A 15,969-nucleotide genomic window follows, 5' to 3' on the forward strand; every position below is an offset into this window, starting at 1 on the left:
TCCCCCTTATAATTGTTCAATTTCTACTTCATGCAGCAGTTCATTTATAAAATCGCCAGAAGCCAAATCGTCTGAGAAAGCTGTGGCACTGCCGGAGGCAACACTCCATTTAAATGCTTCAACTGGATCATTGGTTTCTACAAATTTTCCTACAAAGCCGGCAATCATCGAATCTCCGGCACCAACAGAGTTTTTCAAAGGCCGTTTTAAGATATTGGAGCGGTAAACAGCTTGATTAGTAAATAAGAGTGCCCCGTCTCCAGCCATTGAAACGATTGCATACTGAGCACCAGTCTTTAGCAAGGATTTTCCGTAAGGTAGAATGTCATCCACCGTTTGAAAGGATGTCTGATATAGCTCAGCTAATTCATGATTATTAGGTTTAACCAATAGTGGTTTATGAGGAAGAGCATTTTTTAAATCCGCTCCAGTTGTATCAATAACAAATTGAGCGTTGCATTGCTTAATCAATGCAATTAATTCGCCGTAAAAACCTTTTTCAAGAGCAGCTGGCGTACTGCCGGATAGGATGACAACATCTTCAGCGGTTAAGTGGGACAGTTGGTTTTTCAGCTGTGTCATTTCTGCTTCAAGGATGATTGGTCCCGCTCCGTTTATCTCGGTTTCAACAGTGGATTTTAGCTTGATGTTAATTCGGGTATCCGCTGCAATAGAAACAAAGTCTGTTGCTACTTTTTCTTTGTGGAGCCAGTCGTTGATGAAGTTTCCTGTGAAGCCGCCTATGAATCCCAGAGCAGTAGACTCAATTCCTATTCTTTTTAGAATTCTAGAAACGTTGATTCCTTTTCCACCTGGAAGCTTCAAATCGGATTTCATTCGATTCAATTTTCCAAGATTGACTTCATCTATATGGACAATATAGTCAATTGAAGGATTTAAAGTTATGGTATAAATCATTTTTCTACCTCCTGGATAATCGTTTTCTTTTGAAATTCAGGTAATAAATCTTTCGGACAGTGATCTACAAGTAAAATGACCTGTTCGATGTCTGCAACCTTAGTAAAAGTAACTTTATTCAGCTTGGTATGATCTGCCAGGATAAATGCCTGCTCGCCATGCTGAATGGCTAGTCTTTTTACAGAGGCCTCTTCCGGATCAGGAGTGGTCAAGCCAAACTCTGAATGGATGCCGTTCATGCCCATAAATACTTTGCTGAAACGAAACTGTCTTAATTGCTCTAAGCTGGTTGCACCGACAATTGCTTTAGTTGAAAGCTTCAATGTTCCACCTAAGATGATTGTGTTGATATTTAAATCAATGAGCTTGGCTGCATGATGTACAGAGTTGGTCACAGCTGTAATTTTCTTTTCAGCTAGATAAGGAATCATTTCAAGGGTAGTTGAACCAGCATCAAGATAGATAACATCACCATCCGTTACCTTTTCAGCAGCTAGTTTAGCGATTAATTGTTTTTCTTGAATGTTTTTGATTGTTTTTTCGTTCATCGTCTGTTCAGTACCCAAATCTGAGCGAAGCTTGGCGCCTCCGTGAATTCGTTCCAATAAATCAGCGGCTTCCAGTTCTTGTAAATCTCGTCTTATTGTTGATTCTGACGCGTTTAAAACTAAGGAAAGTTCCTGGGATTTAACGATTGAGTGCTTGTTCAGCAGCTCCATTATTTTTTGATGACGCTCTTCTGTAAGCATTTACATCCCTCTTTTCATTTGCTATCATATCATGATGCTTTATCTAAATCAATCAAAAACGTTCATTTAATTTCAAAAACATTCATTTGAGAAGAAATTATAAATGTTTTTTTGTTTTGAAATTTATTTGCGATTTTTTACAAAAAAATCTTTTTTGGTCTGGTGTGTTGGATGATTGTTTGTTAAGCTAGATAAGGAAAAAAGGTAATAAATCAGAAATACATAGCTCTATTTTTTATTTTTAAATGTTTGATAAATGAAAACTGGTTTATAACCGAATTAACAAAATAAGGATGTTAGGATGTTGAAAATGAAAGAAGAAATACGTGTCAAAGAGATTGCGAAGCTTGTGTCGCTGTTCCTCATGGTGGCCACCTGTGCAGTAGTCTGGAGCGGCTACGGTATACTGACTAGTGCAGCTAGTCAGCATATAGGGACAATTTTTACTATTGCCTTTTTAGTTATACTAGGGACCTCTCTGTCTGACTTTACTAAAAAAGATTGGTTATGGACTGGATTTATTACTATATTGATGGCAGTGCCTATTATTTTTTATCAAGACAATATGGGTTACCTCCGTTTTTATTCACAAATTCCATTTGTTTTAGCTTTCATATTTTTTGGCAGCAAAGTAAAAATGGATAAGAAATATTGTTTTACTTTTTTAGGTTTTAGTAGTTTGTATTCGGTTATTGCTTTGGTAAAAATGATTTTGGCAACATTTGAAATTGGCAGCAGTTCTTTGTGGATGAATGTAAATCTAATAGCTGGTTCAGTACTCTTTGTAACAATGCTGGGAATTATTATGCTGGATAAATTGGAAACAGAATATACCGTGATTTTTCAATTGATACTTGCTGTTGTTGCTATGATGACTGTTTTACTTTGTAAATCATGGACTTCGATGATTGCCCTCTTCATTTTTGTTGCTCTTATGTTTATAATCAAATTTGTACCGGCTATTCAAAAAATCGCAAAAAAAAGAAATTTTTGGCTAAGTATCTATAGTGGTCTGTTTATTTTTGCTCCAGTAATTTCCTATGTTGTTGTCGCTTTTGATGGATTTGGAACATCATTTAGCGGACGTGTAGATATTTGGATGTACTTTTTCAGAGCATGGAAGAACTCTACTAGTAGCATACTTATTGGAATGAAAGGAACATTTCACGATCCTGTACTCAATTTACCTGCACACAATGCGTATCTTGATGTTTTAGGTGCCTATGGCTTAATCGGCTATATTCTTCTTTTTGGCGGTATCTTAGGTCTCTTGTTTTGGCGAAAGCAGAAAGAATATTCGATAAATCAGGTTATTAGCTTATCCGCTTTTCTGATGGTGGGTCTTCATGCGTTTATGGAAAACTACCTAAATTCTTTCCATTGGATATCTCTTCTGTTTATTTTCTTAGCTGTCTTTATCAGCCAATCAAATGAAGCTGAATTACCAGTTTCAAATGAGCGTGTAGCTGAAGCGGCAAAAGCAGAAAGTACTGACATCGAAATTTAATGGTTCATTTATAATGTAAGTCTGGACAGCGGCTGTTTTACGCGCTGTCTTTTTTGTTTTCTTAGCTAATTTGGTATTTAAGCGTTTTTAGAATAAAATCCTATCAGAGTAATTGTTTTTAGAGAATTTCAGGGCTACTTTTGGTATAATAGTAAGGATTGAAATTAAAGGGAGGACGTTGAAATGGCTCCAAAGAATACCTTGGTTCAGGGAATGAATCCTAGACAAGCAGAAGCTGTTCTTCATACGGAAGGACCTCTTTTAGTGATGGCCGGCGCCGGCAGCGGCAAAACCAGAGTGCTGACACATCGAATTGCTTACTTGATAGAAGAAAAAGGAGTGAATCCCTGGAATATTCTGGCGATTACCTTTACGAATAAAGCTGCAAAAGAAATGAAGGAACGGGTTGTACGCCTTATGGAGCATGGAGGAGAAGATGTTTGGATTTCGACTTTTCACTCGATGTGTGTGCGGATTCTTCGTCGGGATATTGATCAGATTGGTTATAATCGAAATTTTACGATTATTGATTCTTCAGAACAACGGACACTGATGAAGCGGGTACTGGCAGAATTGAATATTGACCCAAAGAAGTACGATCCGCGGACAATTCTTGGGACCATCAGCAATGCGAAAAATGCCTTGCAGACACCGGAAAAAATGGCGAAGCTTCAGGGGAGTCTTTATGAGGAAATCGCAGCCAAATGTTATGCTTTTTATCAAAGAGAGCTTCGAAACAATCAGTGTATGGATTTTGATGATTTGATTATGAATACGATTCGGTTGTTTGAAGAACATCCAGATACGCTAGCATACTATCAAAACAAGTTTCACTATATTCATGTAGACGAGTATCAAGATACGAACCATGCGCAGTACATGCTTGTTAATATGCTGGCGGAACGTTTTCGCAATCTTTGTGTTGTAGGAGATGCGGATCAAAGCATTTATGGCTGGCGGGGAGCTGATATGCAGAACATTCTTGATTTTGAAACTGACTACCCCAACGCCTCTGTCATTCTTTTAGAACAGAACTACCGTTCAACCAAGAAAATTTTGGCAGCAGCAAACAACGTGATACAAAATAATAGAAACCGTAAAGATAAAAACTTATGGACTGACAATCTGGACGGGGAAAAAATTGTATATTACCGAGGGAACAGCGAGCGGGATGAGACTCAGTTCATTGTCCAGCAGATACAAAAAGAAATACAGGAAAACGAACGGATTTATGGTGATTTTGCAGTCTTGTATAGAACCAATGCTCAGTCACGTGTAATGGAAGAAATGCTGTTGAAATCAAATATTCCGTATACAATGGTCGGCGGGCATAAATTCTATGACCGGAAAGAAATTAAGGATATTCTTGGTTATTTAAATATCCTTTCTAATCCTATGGATTCGCTAAGCTTTGAACGGATTGTCAATTCTCCAAAACGGGGAATTGGAAAAACCTCGATTGAAAAGCTTCGACAATTTGCAGATATGCACGGCTGGCCAATGCTGGAAGCTGCTCAAAATGTTGAGCTTGCAAACATTTCTGGAAAGGCAGGCAAGGAGTTAGGCGGGTTTGGATTGATGATTCAAGAATTAACTCAAATGATTCCTTACTTGACAATTACGGAGCTGGTTAAAGAAATATTAGACCGCAGCGGCTACAAGGATGACTTGATTAGACAGAATAATTTGGAATCTCAGTCACGTCTGGAAAACTTGGATGAGTTTCTGACAGTTACACAGGAGTTCGATAAGCGTTATGCTCAGCAGGACGAGGAAAATGCTGAAGCACCGGAAGAAAAATTAGCGGTTTTTCTAAACGATTTAGCACTGGTATCAGATATTGATGACTTAGAAGAAAGTTCTTCTCAAGTAACACTGATGACTCTTCATGCAGCCAAGGGTTTGGAATTTCCAGTGGTGTTCCTAATTGGTATGGAAGAAGGGATTTTCCCGCTATCTCGTGCGATGCTTGAGGAAAGCGAGCTGGAGGAAGAACGGCGTCTGGCTTATGTAGGCATTACAAGAGCAGAAGAAGTATTGTTTATGACTAACGCTTACTCCCGGACTCTATATGGAAAAACACAGTATAATCGACCAAGCCGATTTTTAGAGGAAATTGAAGAGGAACTGTTTGATCGTCGGGGAATTGATTTCGCTGCGCAGCAGAGAGCAGTGCCTGCACGTGATCCTAAAATATTTAAGCCGATTTATAACCAACCGGTACAGAAATCGGTTTCTGCAAAAACAGCCAGTGGGGGCGAAGCACTGGATTGGAATGCCGGAGATAAGGTGAAGCATAAAGCCTGGGGAACAGGAACCATTGTCAGAGTTGGCGGCACAGGCAAAGACTTAGAGCTGGATATTGCTTTTCCAGAAAAGGGAATCAAGCGTTTACTGGCAGCTTTTGCTCCAATAGAGAAAATCTAGGAGGTTAGTTAGATGGAAAAAAATCAGCCGTTGACTTTAAGTGATGCAACAGAACGCGCAAAGGAATTACGGGTACAGCTGAACAATTATTCCCATGAATATTATGTAGAAGATCAGCCAACAGTAGAAGACTATGTTTATGATCGGCTGTATCAGGAGCTGGTAGACATAGAAGAAGCCTTCCCGGATTTGATTACCTCTGATTCGCCTACTCAGCGGGTTGGAGGCAAGATTCTTGCCGGCTTTGAAAAAGTAACTCATGAGGTACCGATGTACAGCTTGAACGATGGTTTTTCAAAAGAAGATATCTATGCATTTGATGAACGGGTTCAGAAACTGGCTGGCAAACAAGTCAGCTACTGCTGTGAACTGAAAATCGATGGTTTAGCTATTTCTCTCAAATATGAAAATGGGAATTTCGTTCAAGGAGCAACGAGGGGAGACGGGACAGTAGGTGAAAACATTACTGAAAATTTGAAAACCGTTAAATCGATTCCTTTAAAGCTGAAGCGTCCCATCTCTATTGAAGTCCGTGGAGAGTGCTACATGCCTAAGAAATCATTCGTTAACCTTAACAAAGAACGGGAAGAAGCCGGACAGGATATTTTTGCTAATCCAAGAAATGCGGCAGCAGGTAGTCTACGGCAGCTGGATTCGGCTATTACAGCAAAGCGAAACTTGAGTACATTTTTATATACAGTGGCTGATTTCGGACCTATGGAGGCTGAAACACAGTTTGATGCGCTAAATGAGCTGGGAGAAATTGGTTTGCGGACAAATCCGGAGCGAACGTTATGCAAGGATATCGATGAGGTATGGCGGTATATCGAAGAATATCATGAAAAACGGGAACAGCTGCCCTATGAGATTGATGGTATTGTTATTAAGGTTAATGATTTTGCCGTTCAGGATGAACTAGGCTTCACTGTAAAAGCACCACGCTGGGCAATCGCTTATAAGTTTCCGCCAGAAGAGGCCGAAACAGTTATTGAGGATATCGAATGGACGATTGGCCGAACAGGAGTGGTGACGCCAACAGCAGTAATGACCCCTGTACGTGTCGCTGGAACTACTGTTAGCCGGGCTAGCCTTCATAATGTTGATTTCATCAACATGAAGGGCATTCGCTTAAAGGATCATGTGATTATCTACAAAGCCGGAGATATTATACCAGAGGTTTCTCAGGTACTTGTAGACAAGCGTCCAGCAGACAGCAAGGCATTTGAAGCGCCTACTCATTGTCCTATCTGTGACAGCGAGCTGGTACATTTAGATGAAGAGGTTGCTTTACGTTGTATCAATCCAAAATGTCCGGCTCAAATTAAAGAAGGTCTTAGTCACTTTGTCTCAAGAAATGCCATGAATATTGATGGTCTGGGTCCTCGTGTTTTAGAGCAGATGTACGATAAGGAATTAGTTGCAGATGTTGCCGACTTATATTTTCTGACAGAAGAACAGTTAATGACTTTGGACAAAATTAAGGAGAAAGCAGCACATAATATCTACACAGCAATTATGGCAAGTAAAGGTAACTCTGTAGAGCGGTTAATCTTTGGATTAGGAATTCGTCATGTTGGTGCGAAAGCTGCGAAAGTACTAGCTGAACATTTTGGTGATTTACGTACAATAGCTGCAGCTGGGAAAGAAGAGGTGGTTGCTCTTGATTCTATTGGTGAAATTATTGCCGATAGTCTAGTAACTTACTTCGAAAATGAAGAAGTTCATGAGCTGATGAGCGAACTGGAACAGGCTGGAGTAAATCTGGAATATAAAGGGCTGCGTGCTGCACAGCTGGAAGCAGTTGAGTCTCCTTTTAAGGATAAAACGGTTGTACTGACTGGCAAGCTGGAAAAATATAATCGAGAAGAAGCAAAAGAAAAAATTGAAAGTTTAGGCGGGAAGGTCACGGGTAGCGTATCGAAAAAAACAGATATCGTTGTGGCTGGAGCAGAAGCTGGAAGCAAGCTTGCTAAAGCAGAGAGTCTAGGTGTGGAAGTCTGGTCGGAAGCTCAGATGGTAGAAGCATTGGATAACAGCCATGTAGAATAAAAATTGGCTTCGGCACTTCAGCAGCCAGCTAAATAGAAGTAAGAAATAAAGAAATCAGAAGATTTTCATGTTTTTCTGTATCTCTTTCAAATATCAGATATTTTTTATGATAGAATATAAAAAAATGTCTTTTTAAGACGAACACTCGCACTTATAGAGGAAAGAAGGGTATTTATGGCAATCAGTGAAGAACAAGTAAAGCATGTGGCCAAGCTGGCAAAGCTGTCATTTTCACCAGAAGAACTGACAGGTTTTACTGAACAGTTAGGGAAAATAATCGATATGGTTGAACTTCTTGAGGAAGTGGATACGGAAGGCGTTCCTTTTACGTCAAATGTTGTTGAAACAATTAATGTGATGAGAGAAGATCAGTCAGTGCCGGGAACAGATAGAACTGATTTGATGAGAAATGTACCTGATTCACAGGACGGTTATATTAAAGTGCCGGCAATCATGGACAACGGGGAGGCTGGTGCATAATGGCGAAATTACATGATAAATCATTAACAGAGCTGCATGATCTGCTTGTATCAAGGGAGATTACAGCAGTCGATTTGACAAAAACTACATTAGACCGCATCAAAGAGACTGAAAAAGACGTCGATGCTTTTATTACCCTTAATGAAGAAAAGGCAATGAACTTGGCTGAGGCAATTGACCGCAAAGGAATTACTGAGTCAAATCCTCTTGCCGGAATTCCAATTGGTATTAAGGATAATATTGTAACGAAAGATATCAGAACAACCGCAGCATCTAAAATACTGCATAACTTTAATCCTATTTATAATGCTACAGTTATGGATAAAGTGTATCAGGCTGATTTGATTCCTGTTGGAAAACTAAACATGGATGAATTTGCTATGGGCGGAAGTACAGAAAATTCTGCTTTCAAGAAAACTAAAAATGCTTGGGATGCGACTAAGGTTCCCGGCGGTTCATCCGGCGGTTCAGCAGCAGCAGTAGCAGCCGGCCAGATTCCTGTTTCTTTGGGGAGTGATACAGGCGGAAGTATCCGTCAACCAGCTGCGTTTAATGGTATTGTAGGAATGAAGCCCACTTATGGCCGGGTTTCCCGTTATGGACTGATTGCATTTTCTTCCAGTCTCGATCAAATTGGACCACTGACTAGAAACGTTAAAGATAATGCATTGGCATTAAATGCAATTAGCGGATTTGATCCAAAAGACGGCACGTCCGCCGGCGCTTCTGTTCCTGATTTTACAGAAGGATTAACAGGAGACATCAAGGGAATGAAAATTGCTCTTCCAAAAGAGTACTTAGGCGAAGGCGTTGCTCCAGATGTTCGGGAAGCAATAATGAAAGCCGTCGATACCTTCAAAGCTTTAGGAGCAACAATTGATGAAGTTAGCCTGCCGCACTCTAAATATGGTGTAGCTGTATACTATATTATTGCTTCTTCAGAAGCCAGCTCTAACCTGCAGCGTTTTGACGGCATCCGCTATGGCTACCGTTCAGAAAATGTCCAGAATTTAGAAGATGTCTATGTTAACTCACGGACAGAAGGCTTCGGTATGGAAGTGAAACGCCGGATTATGCTTGGTACCTTCTCGCTAAGTGCAGGTTATTATGATGCACACTTTAAGAAAGCGGGTCAGGTTCGGACACTGATTATGCGTGATTTTGACAAGGTATTTGCAGATTATGATTTAATCATTGGACCAGCAGCTCCTACGGTGGCTTATGGACTTGGTGAAAACATCAATGATCCGATTACAATGTATATGAATGATATTTTGACTATCCCTGTTAATTTGGCTGGTCTGCCTGGGATGTCTATTCCAGCGGGATTTTCAGAAGGTCTGCCGGTTGGTCTGCAGCTGATTGGGAAAGCCTTTGATGAACAAACAATGTACAAGGCTGCCTATGCATTTGAACAGGCAACCGATTTTCATAAAAAGAAACCAGTGATTTTAGGGGGGAACGATTAATGAATTTTGAAACAGTTATTGGTTTAGAAGTCCATGTAGAATTGAAAACAAACTCTAAAATCTTTTCACCGGCTCCAGCTCATTTTGGCGCTGAACCAAATAGTAACACAACTGTCATCGACTGGGGATATCCTGGGGTATTGCCTGTTATGAATAAAACAGCTTTAGAGTTCGGAATGAAAGCTGCACTGGCATTAAATTGTCAAATTTCCAAAGATACTCATTTTGACCGTAAAAATTATTTTTATCCGGATAATCCGAAAGCTTATCAGATTTCTCAATTTGATCAGCCTATCGGTCATGACGGCTGGATTGAAATTGAAGTCGAAGGCGAAAAGAAAATTATTCGTATTGAACGCGTACATTTAGAAGAAGACGCTGGGAAAAATATCCATGGAACAGACGGGTACTCTTATGTGGATTTAAATCGTCAGGGAACACCACTGATTGAAATTGTTTCTGAAGCTGACATGCGTTCTCCTGGGGAAGCTTATGCTTATTTGGAAGCACTACGTTCAATTATTCTGTTTACGGAAGTATCTGATGTGAAGATGGAAGAAGGCTCTATGCGTTGTGATGCCAATATTTCTCTACGTCCATATGGTCAGGAAGAATTTGGTACAAAAGCAGAGTTGAAAAATCTGAACTCCATGAGCTTTGTAAAAAAAGGATTGGCTTTTGAAGAGAAACGTCAGGCAAAGGTTTTACTTTCCGGCGGAGAAATCCAACAGGAGACACGCCGTTTTGACGAAGCAACCAACAAAACTCTATTAATGCGTGTAAAAGAAGGATCAAGCGATTATCGTTATTTCCCTGAGCCTGATATTCCTCGTTTTGTCATTGATGATGCATGGATTGAAAAGGTGCGGGAAAGTCTGCCTGAACTACCGGCTTCTCGACGTCAACGTTATGTTGAAGAGCTGGGCTTACCGGAATATGATGCAATGGTCTTAACACTAACAAAAGAAATGTCTGACTTTTTCGAAGACACATTAGCTGCTGGAGCCGATTCAAAGCAAGCCTCCAACTGGTTAATGGGTGAGGTTTCGGCTTATCTGAACAGTGAAAAGATGGAGCTGCTTGATACAAAACTGACACCGGAAAATCTCGCTGAAATGATTCAGCTGATTGCTGATGGTACAATCAGTTCAAAAATTGCGAAAACAGTCTTTAAAGAACTGATTGAAAACGGCGGAGCTGCAAAAGAAGTCGTTGAAGCAAAAGGTTTGGTTCAATTATCTGATCCTGCACAACTTCTGCCAATCATCAATGAAGTACTGGATAACAATCAACAGTCTGTTGATGACTTTAAAAATGGAAAAGACCGTGCGGTTGGTTTCCTTGTTGGACAAATTATGAAAGCGACCAAAGGCAAGGCTAATCCGGGCATCGTGAATAAGCTATTGCAAGAAGAGTTAGCCAAACGATAAGAAAGCAGCTGACAGCATATGAAAAAAGCAAGAGTCATTTATAATCCAAAATCAGGAAAAGAGCTGGTGAAAAGAAATCTGGCGGATATTCTGAATGTATTGGAGGAATCTGGATACGAAGCAAGCTCTTTTGCGACAACACCAGAACCGGATTCCGCAAAAAATGAAGCTAGAAGGGCCGCTTTACAAGGATTTGATTTGATTGTGGCTGCTGGTGGAGATGGAACGATTAATGAGGTTGTGAACGGGATTGCACCTCTTGATAACCGTCCGCTGATGGCAGTCATTCCCGCCGGCACCACCAATGATTACGCCCGGGCACTAAAAATTCCAAGAAACAACATTTTGGAAGCAGCCAAGGTTATTAAGAAAAACCAGACAGTTAAGATGGATATAGGCAAAGCAGCAGAGAACTATTTCATCAATATTGCTGCTGGCGGTCATCTAACTGAATTAACTTATGAGGTTCCTTCAGAGTTGAAAAGCATCTTTGGCTATCTTGCTTATCTTGTAAAGGGAGCGGAAATGCTGCCTAGAGTCAAGCCAATTCGGATGCGGATGACCTATGATGAAGGAGTTTATGAAGGAAATGCTTCAATGTTCTTTCTAGGATTGACTAACTCTGTGGGCGGTTTTGAGCAAATTGCTCCGGACGCAAAGCTGGACGATGGAAAGTTCTCTCTTATTATTGTTAAAACAGCCAATATCTTTGAAATTGTTCATCTGGTTGCTCTGATGATGAATGGCGGGAAGCATGTAGAGGATAATCGGGTAATCTATACAAAAACAAATTATCTTCATGCGGAAACATTGGATGAAGAAAACCGTATGCTGATTAATCTTGACGGTGAATATGGCGGCGAAGCACCGATGACCTTTAAGAATCTGCATCAGCATATTGAGATGTTTGCCAATTTAGATGATATTCCTTCGGAAGCTGTGATTGGCGCTGAAGATGATACGTCGGAGGATGACGGTGATTATCAGGAAATCACGAAGGATTTCGTTAAAGAGGTAGAACGGTTAACTGACCAGGATATTGATGGAGACGGAAAAATAGCTGGTAAAGAAGATGAAACAGTTGAAAAGTAATAGCCTATTGCTGATTGAAATAACCAGCACACAAACATAATTGATTGCGTTCCGAGACATTTTTTAGAAAATGTCTCGGTTTTTTTTTCTGTAAGAAAGAGTTAGAAAAGCAGAACGAGATTATCAAAAAAGTATTCAACTCTGAGAACCGAGTTGCTGTTGCTTGAGATATACTTGGAGTTTTTCCTATTTTGGGACTTATTCGGCTTATTTCCAAAGACTTCATTTAGCAAAGAGATAGGTTCCTGCAAGCGCGTCTAACGTTCTCGCTACGTTCCAGTCATCGAAGCATGCAAAGACTGGGATACTGTTTATTCGGTTTTAGAGTAAAGGAAGAAGTGAAAACTGATTATCTCCTGTCCTATTTATATGATGAGAAACTTTCAGACTTAATTGAAAGCTGGTTGCTTTTCTGATACTTTTTCATTAGAATGAAACAAGCGATAAAAAGAAGGGGCTAATTATGAAGACATATCCTGTAAAAAAGAATGAGACAATTGAAATAGAAATTATTGACCTGACCCATGAAGGGCTTGGTGTTGGAAAAGTAGATCATTATCCATTATTTATTGAAAATAGCTTACCGGGAGAAAAAGTAAAAGTACTGGTGCTGAAAGTAGGAAACAAGTTTGGCTATGGAAAAGTTTTGGAACGTCTGACAGAAAGTCCGGATCGAGTTGCGTTAACCGATGAGAGCTTGCTGCGGACAGGAATTGCACCTTTACAGCATATGACCTATGAGGCACAGCTTTTATTCAAACAGAGACAACTGGAAAATGTTTTAAGCAAAATCAGTAAATTGCCGGACGTACCTGTGCTTCCAACGATTGGGATGGCCGAGCCGAAAGGCTATCGTAATAAAGCCCAGATTCCTGTTCGGAAAATTGATGGACAGCTGGAAACAGGTTTTTACAGAAAAAATAGCCATGATTTAGTGCCGATTCAGGATTTCTATATTCAGGATCCGGTAATCGATCAGGCCATATTAACCATTCGTGATATTTTGGGACGTTTCAGCGTGAAAATTTATGACGAAAAATCACACGTAGGAAACCTGCGGCACATTATTATTCGCCGTGGACATTATTCTCATCAGATGATGGTGGTACTAGTAACCAGAACTGGAAAAATCTTTAAGCATGAGCAAATTGTCGAAGAGATTCTTAAAGAGCTTCCGGAAGTAGTTTCAATTATTCAAAATATTAATCCAGATCAGACAAATGTTATTTTAGGTAAAGAGTCTAAAGTGCTGTACGGCAAAGAATACATCGAAGATCAGCTGCTTGGAAAAACCTACCGTATTTCGGCTCCTTCATTTTATCAGGTGAATACTGAGCAGACTGAGTACCTTTATCAGACAGCAATGGACTTTGCCGGTTTGACAAAAGAGGATATCGTAATTGATGCTTACTGCGGTATTGGAACCATTGGGTTGTCAATGGCTGACCGTGTGAAGCAGGTTTATGGTGTAGAAATCGTTAAAGAAGCGATTGATGATGCGAAAATTAATGCCTTTACCAATGGCATCGAAAACGCGACATTCAAAGTTGGTGCTGCTGAGAAGGTGATGCAGAAATTGAAAGAAACTGGAATTCATCCGACTGTATTGGTCGTTGACCCGCCAAGAAAAGGTCTAACAACTGCTTTTATTGAAACATCAATGGAAATGAAGCCGGAACGAATTATCTATATCTCTTGTAATCCGGCAACCCTGGCAAGAGATTTAAAACAGTTTAATGAAGAGTACGAAGTGAAAAAGATTCAGCCGGTGGATCTCTTCCCACAAACGCACCATGTAGAATCTGTAACACTGTTGGAAAGAAAATAGAAAAATGAAAATGAGGAGCCTGTAAACCCAGGTTCCTTTTTTTGATTAGTTCAGATGAAAGATGCAAGTAGAGTGTGATTATTTAAAGATTTAAGAAAGGAATTATAAAAGCAAGCTTAAATCGATATAGCTCAGTATGATGGATTCATGTAAAATAGAGTTATTTAGTAATAGTTAAAGGAGAGCTAAGAGAGTCTTTAGCATTTCCATAAAAGCCTAACGAGTGGTTTACCTTATACTGGGCGAAAATGCTGCTTTTATTCAATATATTAGTTTTTACAGTCTTATCAAAAAAGATAATAAATTAATCAAATAAACTTAAAATGAACTATACTACCATAGTTAAATTAAACGGATGGAGTTTAAAAATGAATACAATTCTAATTATCGAGGATGACAGAAAATTAAATGATGGAATCAGGTTGTCTTTAAAAAAAGATAGCATCAGCTTTATTCAGTGCCAAACGATAAAATCAGCTAGAGAAGTATTAAATAAAAATAGTATACAGCTGATTTTGCTGGACGTTCACTTACCAGATGGGAATGGTTTAGATTTTCTCAAGGAGCTACGGCAAAAATATGATATGCCAATAATAATTATTACCTCAAATAACTCGGAATTAGATATCGTAGTGGGATTGGAGTTAGGAGCCAATGACTACATCACAAAACCGTTTAGTTTGATGGTACTGCGTGCACGTGTTGAGGTACAGTTGAGACAACAAAATTTGTCTCCTGCCCAGTACGTTACAGATACATTCAATTTTAATTTTGATAAAATGCTGTTTTTTGTTCAGGGCATTTCTGTAGAACTAAGTAAAACTGAGCAAAAATTATTAAGAATTTTGATAGAAAATAAGGGCGCAACAGTGAAGAGAGAATACTTAATAGATAAAATTTGGGATGGAGACAGTGAATATGTGGATGAACATGCATTAACAGTAAGTATAAAAAGATTGAGAGATAAACTTGAATATGAAGCAAAAAATCGGGAATATATCAAAACAGTATATGGAGTTGGCTATACATGGACAATAATGTAATAAGGATAGCTTTAATCTTAATACTTTCGGCAATAACAGTTTTGTTTTTTATGATGAGGTTATATTATAGAAAACGGGAAAACAAATTGATAGATGTATTGCAGGAGATGGTCGATTCATCCATGAATGGGAAATTTTCGGATATAACATTCGATGAAACGAAATGCTCATATTTAGAAAATTCTTTGAAGCATTATGTTTTAGCAAAAGAGGCCTCTGTTTTAAAACTTGAAAAGCAAAAAGAAGCTGTTCACATGCTGATTACAGATATTTCCCATCAAAGTGCAGTTCCGATTTCTAACATATTGCTGTATACAGAATTAATAACTGAACAAGTCGACAGCTGTTCTAATGAGTTATCCATTGTAAAAGAACAAGCCCAAAAATTAGATTTTCTTATTCAGTCATTAGTAAAAACAGCACGGCTGGAAACTGACATGATTACTATTAACAGCAAAAAAGAGAATATCAATCTTATTCTTCAAGCAATAGGTCAGCAGTTCACTTCATCCGCAAAGAAAAAAGCGGTTAAATTAACGATAGAACCGACTTCTGTATCTGCAGAATTTGATTTGAAATGGACAATTGAAGCAGTTTCTAATATTGTAGACAATGCCATAAAGTATACGCCAAAAGGTGGGAATGTAACCATTCGTGTTATTCCATACCAAATGTTTGCCCGGATAGATGTAATTGATACAGGGATAGGGATATCAGAAGAGGAGCAAGGAAAGATTTTCTCACGCTTTTACCGCTCTCTAGATGTTGAAAACAGTGATGGTATTGGTGTTGGATTATATTTAGCACGAAAAATAATTCAAATGGAACAAGGCTATATAAAAGTGAAATCGGCTAAAGGAAGTGGAAGTACGTTCTCAATTTTTTTATTATTATGAAGTTAAATATTTCAATACTGTGATTTTTTCGAAACGAACTGAACACTTTTATATGATAGCCTATATTGTAAGAAGAGCAAT

General features: G+C 39.1%; 12 protein-coding genes. 10 read left to right on the forward strand and 2 right to left on the reverse strand.

Features of this window, described 5'->3' with window-relative positions; genetic code table 11:
- Positions 1 to 6: 6 nt before the first annotated feature.
- Positions 7 to 918, reverse strand: coding sequence for a 1-phosphofructokinase (gene pfkB, locus ACPWSO_RS11325; protein WP_426083391.1), 912 nt, complete (start codon positions 916 to 918; stop codon positions 7 to 9).
- Positions 915 to 1,667 carry a DeoR/GlpR family DNA-binding transcription regulator gene (locus tag ACPWSO_RS11330; RefSeq protein ID WP_426083393.1) on the reverse strand — a complete coding sequence of 251 codons (753 nt, stop codon included), beginning with the start codon at positions 1,665 to 1,667 and terminating at the stop codon, positions 915 to 917. The genes pfkB and ACPWSO_RS11330 overlap by 4 nt, the downstream gene beginning before the upstream one ends.
- 310 nt (positions 1,668 to 1,977) lie before the next feature.
- Here ACPWSO_RS11330 and ACPWSO_RS11335 point away from each other — a divergent pair, with 310 nt between their 5' ends.
- The 10 genes from ACPWSO_RS11335 (at position 1,978) to ACPWSO_RS11380 (ending at position 15,888) form a co-directional block, all read left to right on the forward strand.
- Complete coding sequence (locus tag ACPWSO_RS11335; RefSeq protein ID WP_426083395.1) at positions 1,978 to 3,174, forward strand: EpaQ family protein; 1,197 nt, start codon at positions 1,978 to 1,980, stop codon at positions 3,172 to 3,174.
- A gap of 183 nt (positions 3,175 to 3,357) precedes the next feature.
- Entirely contained in the window at positions 3,358 to 5,601 is a 2,244-nt protein-coding gene (pcrA, locus tag ACPWSO_RS11340) for a DNA helicase PcrA (RefSeq protein WP_426083396.1), read from the forward strand.
- Positions 5,602 to 5,613: 12 nt separating this feature from the next.
- Complete coding sequence (gene ligA, locus ACPWSO_RS11345) at positions 5,614 to 7,650, forward strand: NAD-dependent DNA ligase LigA (protein ID WP_426083398.1); 2,037 nt, start codon at positions 5,614 to 5,616, stop codon at positions 7,648 to 7,650.
- Between the two features lie 174 nt (positions 7,651 to 7,824).
- Positions 7,825 to 8,130: an Asp-tRNA(Asn)/Glu-tRNA(Gln) amidotransferase subunit GatC gene (gene gatC, locus ACPWSO_RS11350; protein WP_426083400.1), complete on the forward strand. Its 306-nt coding sequence runs from the start codon at positions 7,825 to 7,827 to the stop codon at positions 8,128 to 8,130.
- The gene (gatA, locus tag ACPWSO_RS11355) at positions 8,130 to 9,599 is read left to right on the forward strand and encodes an Asp-tRNA(Asn)/Glu-tRNA(Gln) amidotransferase subunit GatA (protein ID WP_426083402.1); all 1,470 of its coding nucleotides are present in this window, start codon (positions 8,130 to 8,132) and stop codon (positions 9,597 to 9,599) included. Before gatC ends, gatA begins: the two co-directional genes overlap by 1 nt.
- Complete coding sequence (gatB, locus tag ACPWSO_RS11360; protein ID WP_426083404.1) at positions 9,599 to 11,029, forward strand: Asp-tRNA(Asn)/Glu-tRNA(Gln) amidotransferase subunit GatB; 1,431 nt, start codon at positions 9,599 to 9,601, stop codon at positions 11,027 to 11,029. The genes gatA and gatB overlap by 1 nt, the downstream gene beginning before the upstream one ends.
- 18 nt (positions 11,030 to 11,047) lie before the next feature.
- Entirely contained in the window at positions 11,048 to 12,121 is a 1,074-nt protein-coding gene (locus tag ACPWSO_RS11365; RefSeq protein WP_426083406.1) for a diacylglycerol kinase, read from the forward strand.
- Between the two features lie 463 nt (positions 12,122 to 12,584).
- The gene (gene rlmD / locus ACPWSO_RS11370) at positions 12,585 to 13,949 is read left to right on the forward strand and encodes a 23S rRNA (uracil(1939)-C(5))-methyltransferase RlmD (protein ID WP_426083408.1); all 1,365 of its coding nucleotides are present in this window, start codon (positions 12,585 to 12,587) and stop codon (positions 13,947 to 13,949) included.
- A gap of 368 nt (positions 13,950 to 14,317) precedes the next feature.
- Positions 14,318 to 14,992 (forward strand): response regulator transcription factor, encoded by a 675-nt coding sequence (locus ACPWSO_RS11375; RefSeq protein WP_426083410.1) that lies wholly within the window; start codon positions 14,318 to 14,320, stop codon positions 14,990 to 14,992.
- The gene (locus tag ACPWSO_RS11380; RefSeq protein ID WP_426083412.1) at positions 14,977 to 15,888 is read left to right on the forward strand and encodes a sensor histidine kinase; all 912 of its coding nucleotides are present in this window, start codon (positions 14,977 to 14,979) and stop codon (positions 15,886 to 15,888) included. The genes ACPWSO_RS11375 and ACPWSO_RS11380 overlap by 16 nt, the downstream gene beginning before the upstream one ends.
- Positions 15,889 to 15,969 lie beyond the last annotated feature (81 nt).

It is taken from the genome of Enterococcus sp. LJL51 (assembly GCF_049894025.1).
GTDB lineage: Bacteria > Bacillota > Bacilli > Lactobacillales > Enterococcaceae > Enterococcus_L.

Bases quoted from the DNA above. Each gene is read 5' to 3' on its own strand.
- pfkB (WP_426083391.1), bottom strand. From the start codon at position 918: ATGATTTATACCATAACTTTAAATCCTTCAATTGACTATATTGTCCAT.
- gatA (WP_426083402.1), top strand. From the start codon at position 8,130: ATGGCGAAATTACATGATAAATCATTAACAGAGCTGCATGATCTGCTT.
- ligA (WP_426083398.1), top strand. From the start codon at position 5,614: ATGGAAAAAAATCAGCCGTTGACTTTAAGTGATGCAACAGAACGCGCA.
- gatC (WP_426083400.1), top strand. From the start codon at position 7,825: ATGGCAATCAGTGAAGAACAAGTAAAGCATGTGGCCAAGCTGGCAAAG.
- ACPWSO_RS11365 (WP_426083406.1), top strand. From the start codon at position 11,048: ATGAAAAAAGCAAGAGTCATTTATAATCCAAAATCAGGAAAAGAGCTG.
- ACPWSO_RS11335 (WP_426083395.1), top strand. From the start codon at position 1,978: ATGAAAGAAGAAATACGTGTCAAAGAGATTGCGAAGCTTGTGTCGCTG.
- ACPWSO_RS11375 (WP_426083410.1), top strand. From the start codon at position 14,318: ATGAATACAATTCTAATTATCGAGGATGACAGAAAATTAAATGATGGA.
- gatB (WP_426083404.1), top strand. From the start codon at position 9,599: ATGAATTTTGAAACAGTTATTGGTTTAGAAGTCCATGTAGAATTGAAA.
- ACPWSO_RS11330 (WP_426083393.1), bottom strand. From the start codon at position 1,667: ATGCTTACAGAAGAGCGTCATCAAAAAATAATGGAGCTGCTGAACAAG.
- rlmD (WP_426083408.1), top strand. From the start codon at position 12,585: ATGAAGACATATCCTGTAAAAAAGAATGAGACAATTGAAATAGAAATT.
- pcrA (WP_426083396.1), top strand. From the start codon at position 3,358: ATGGCTCCAAAGAATACCTTGGTTCAGGGAATGAATCCTAGACAAGCA.
- ACPWSO_RS11380 (WP_426083412.1), top strand. From the start codon at position 14,977: ATGGACAATAATGTAATAAGGATAGCTTTAATCTTAATACTTTCGGCA.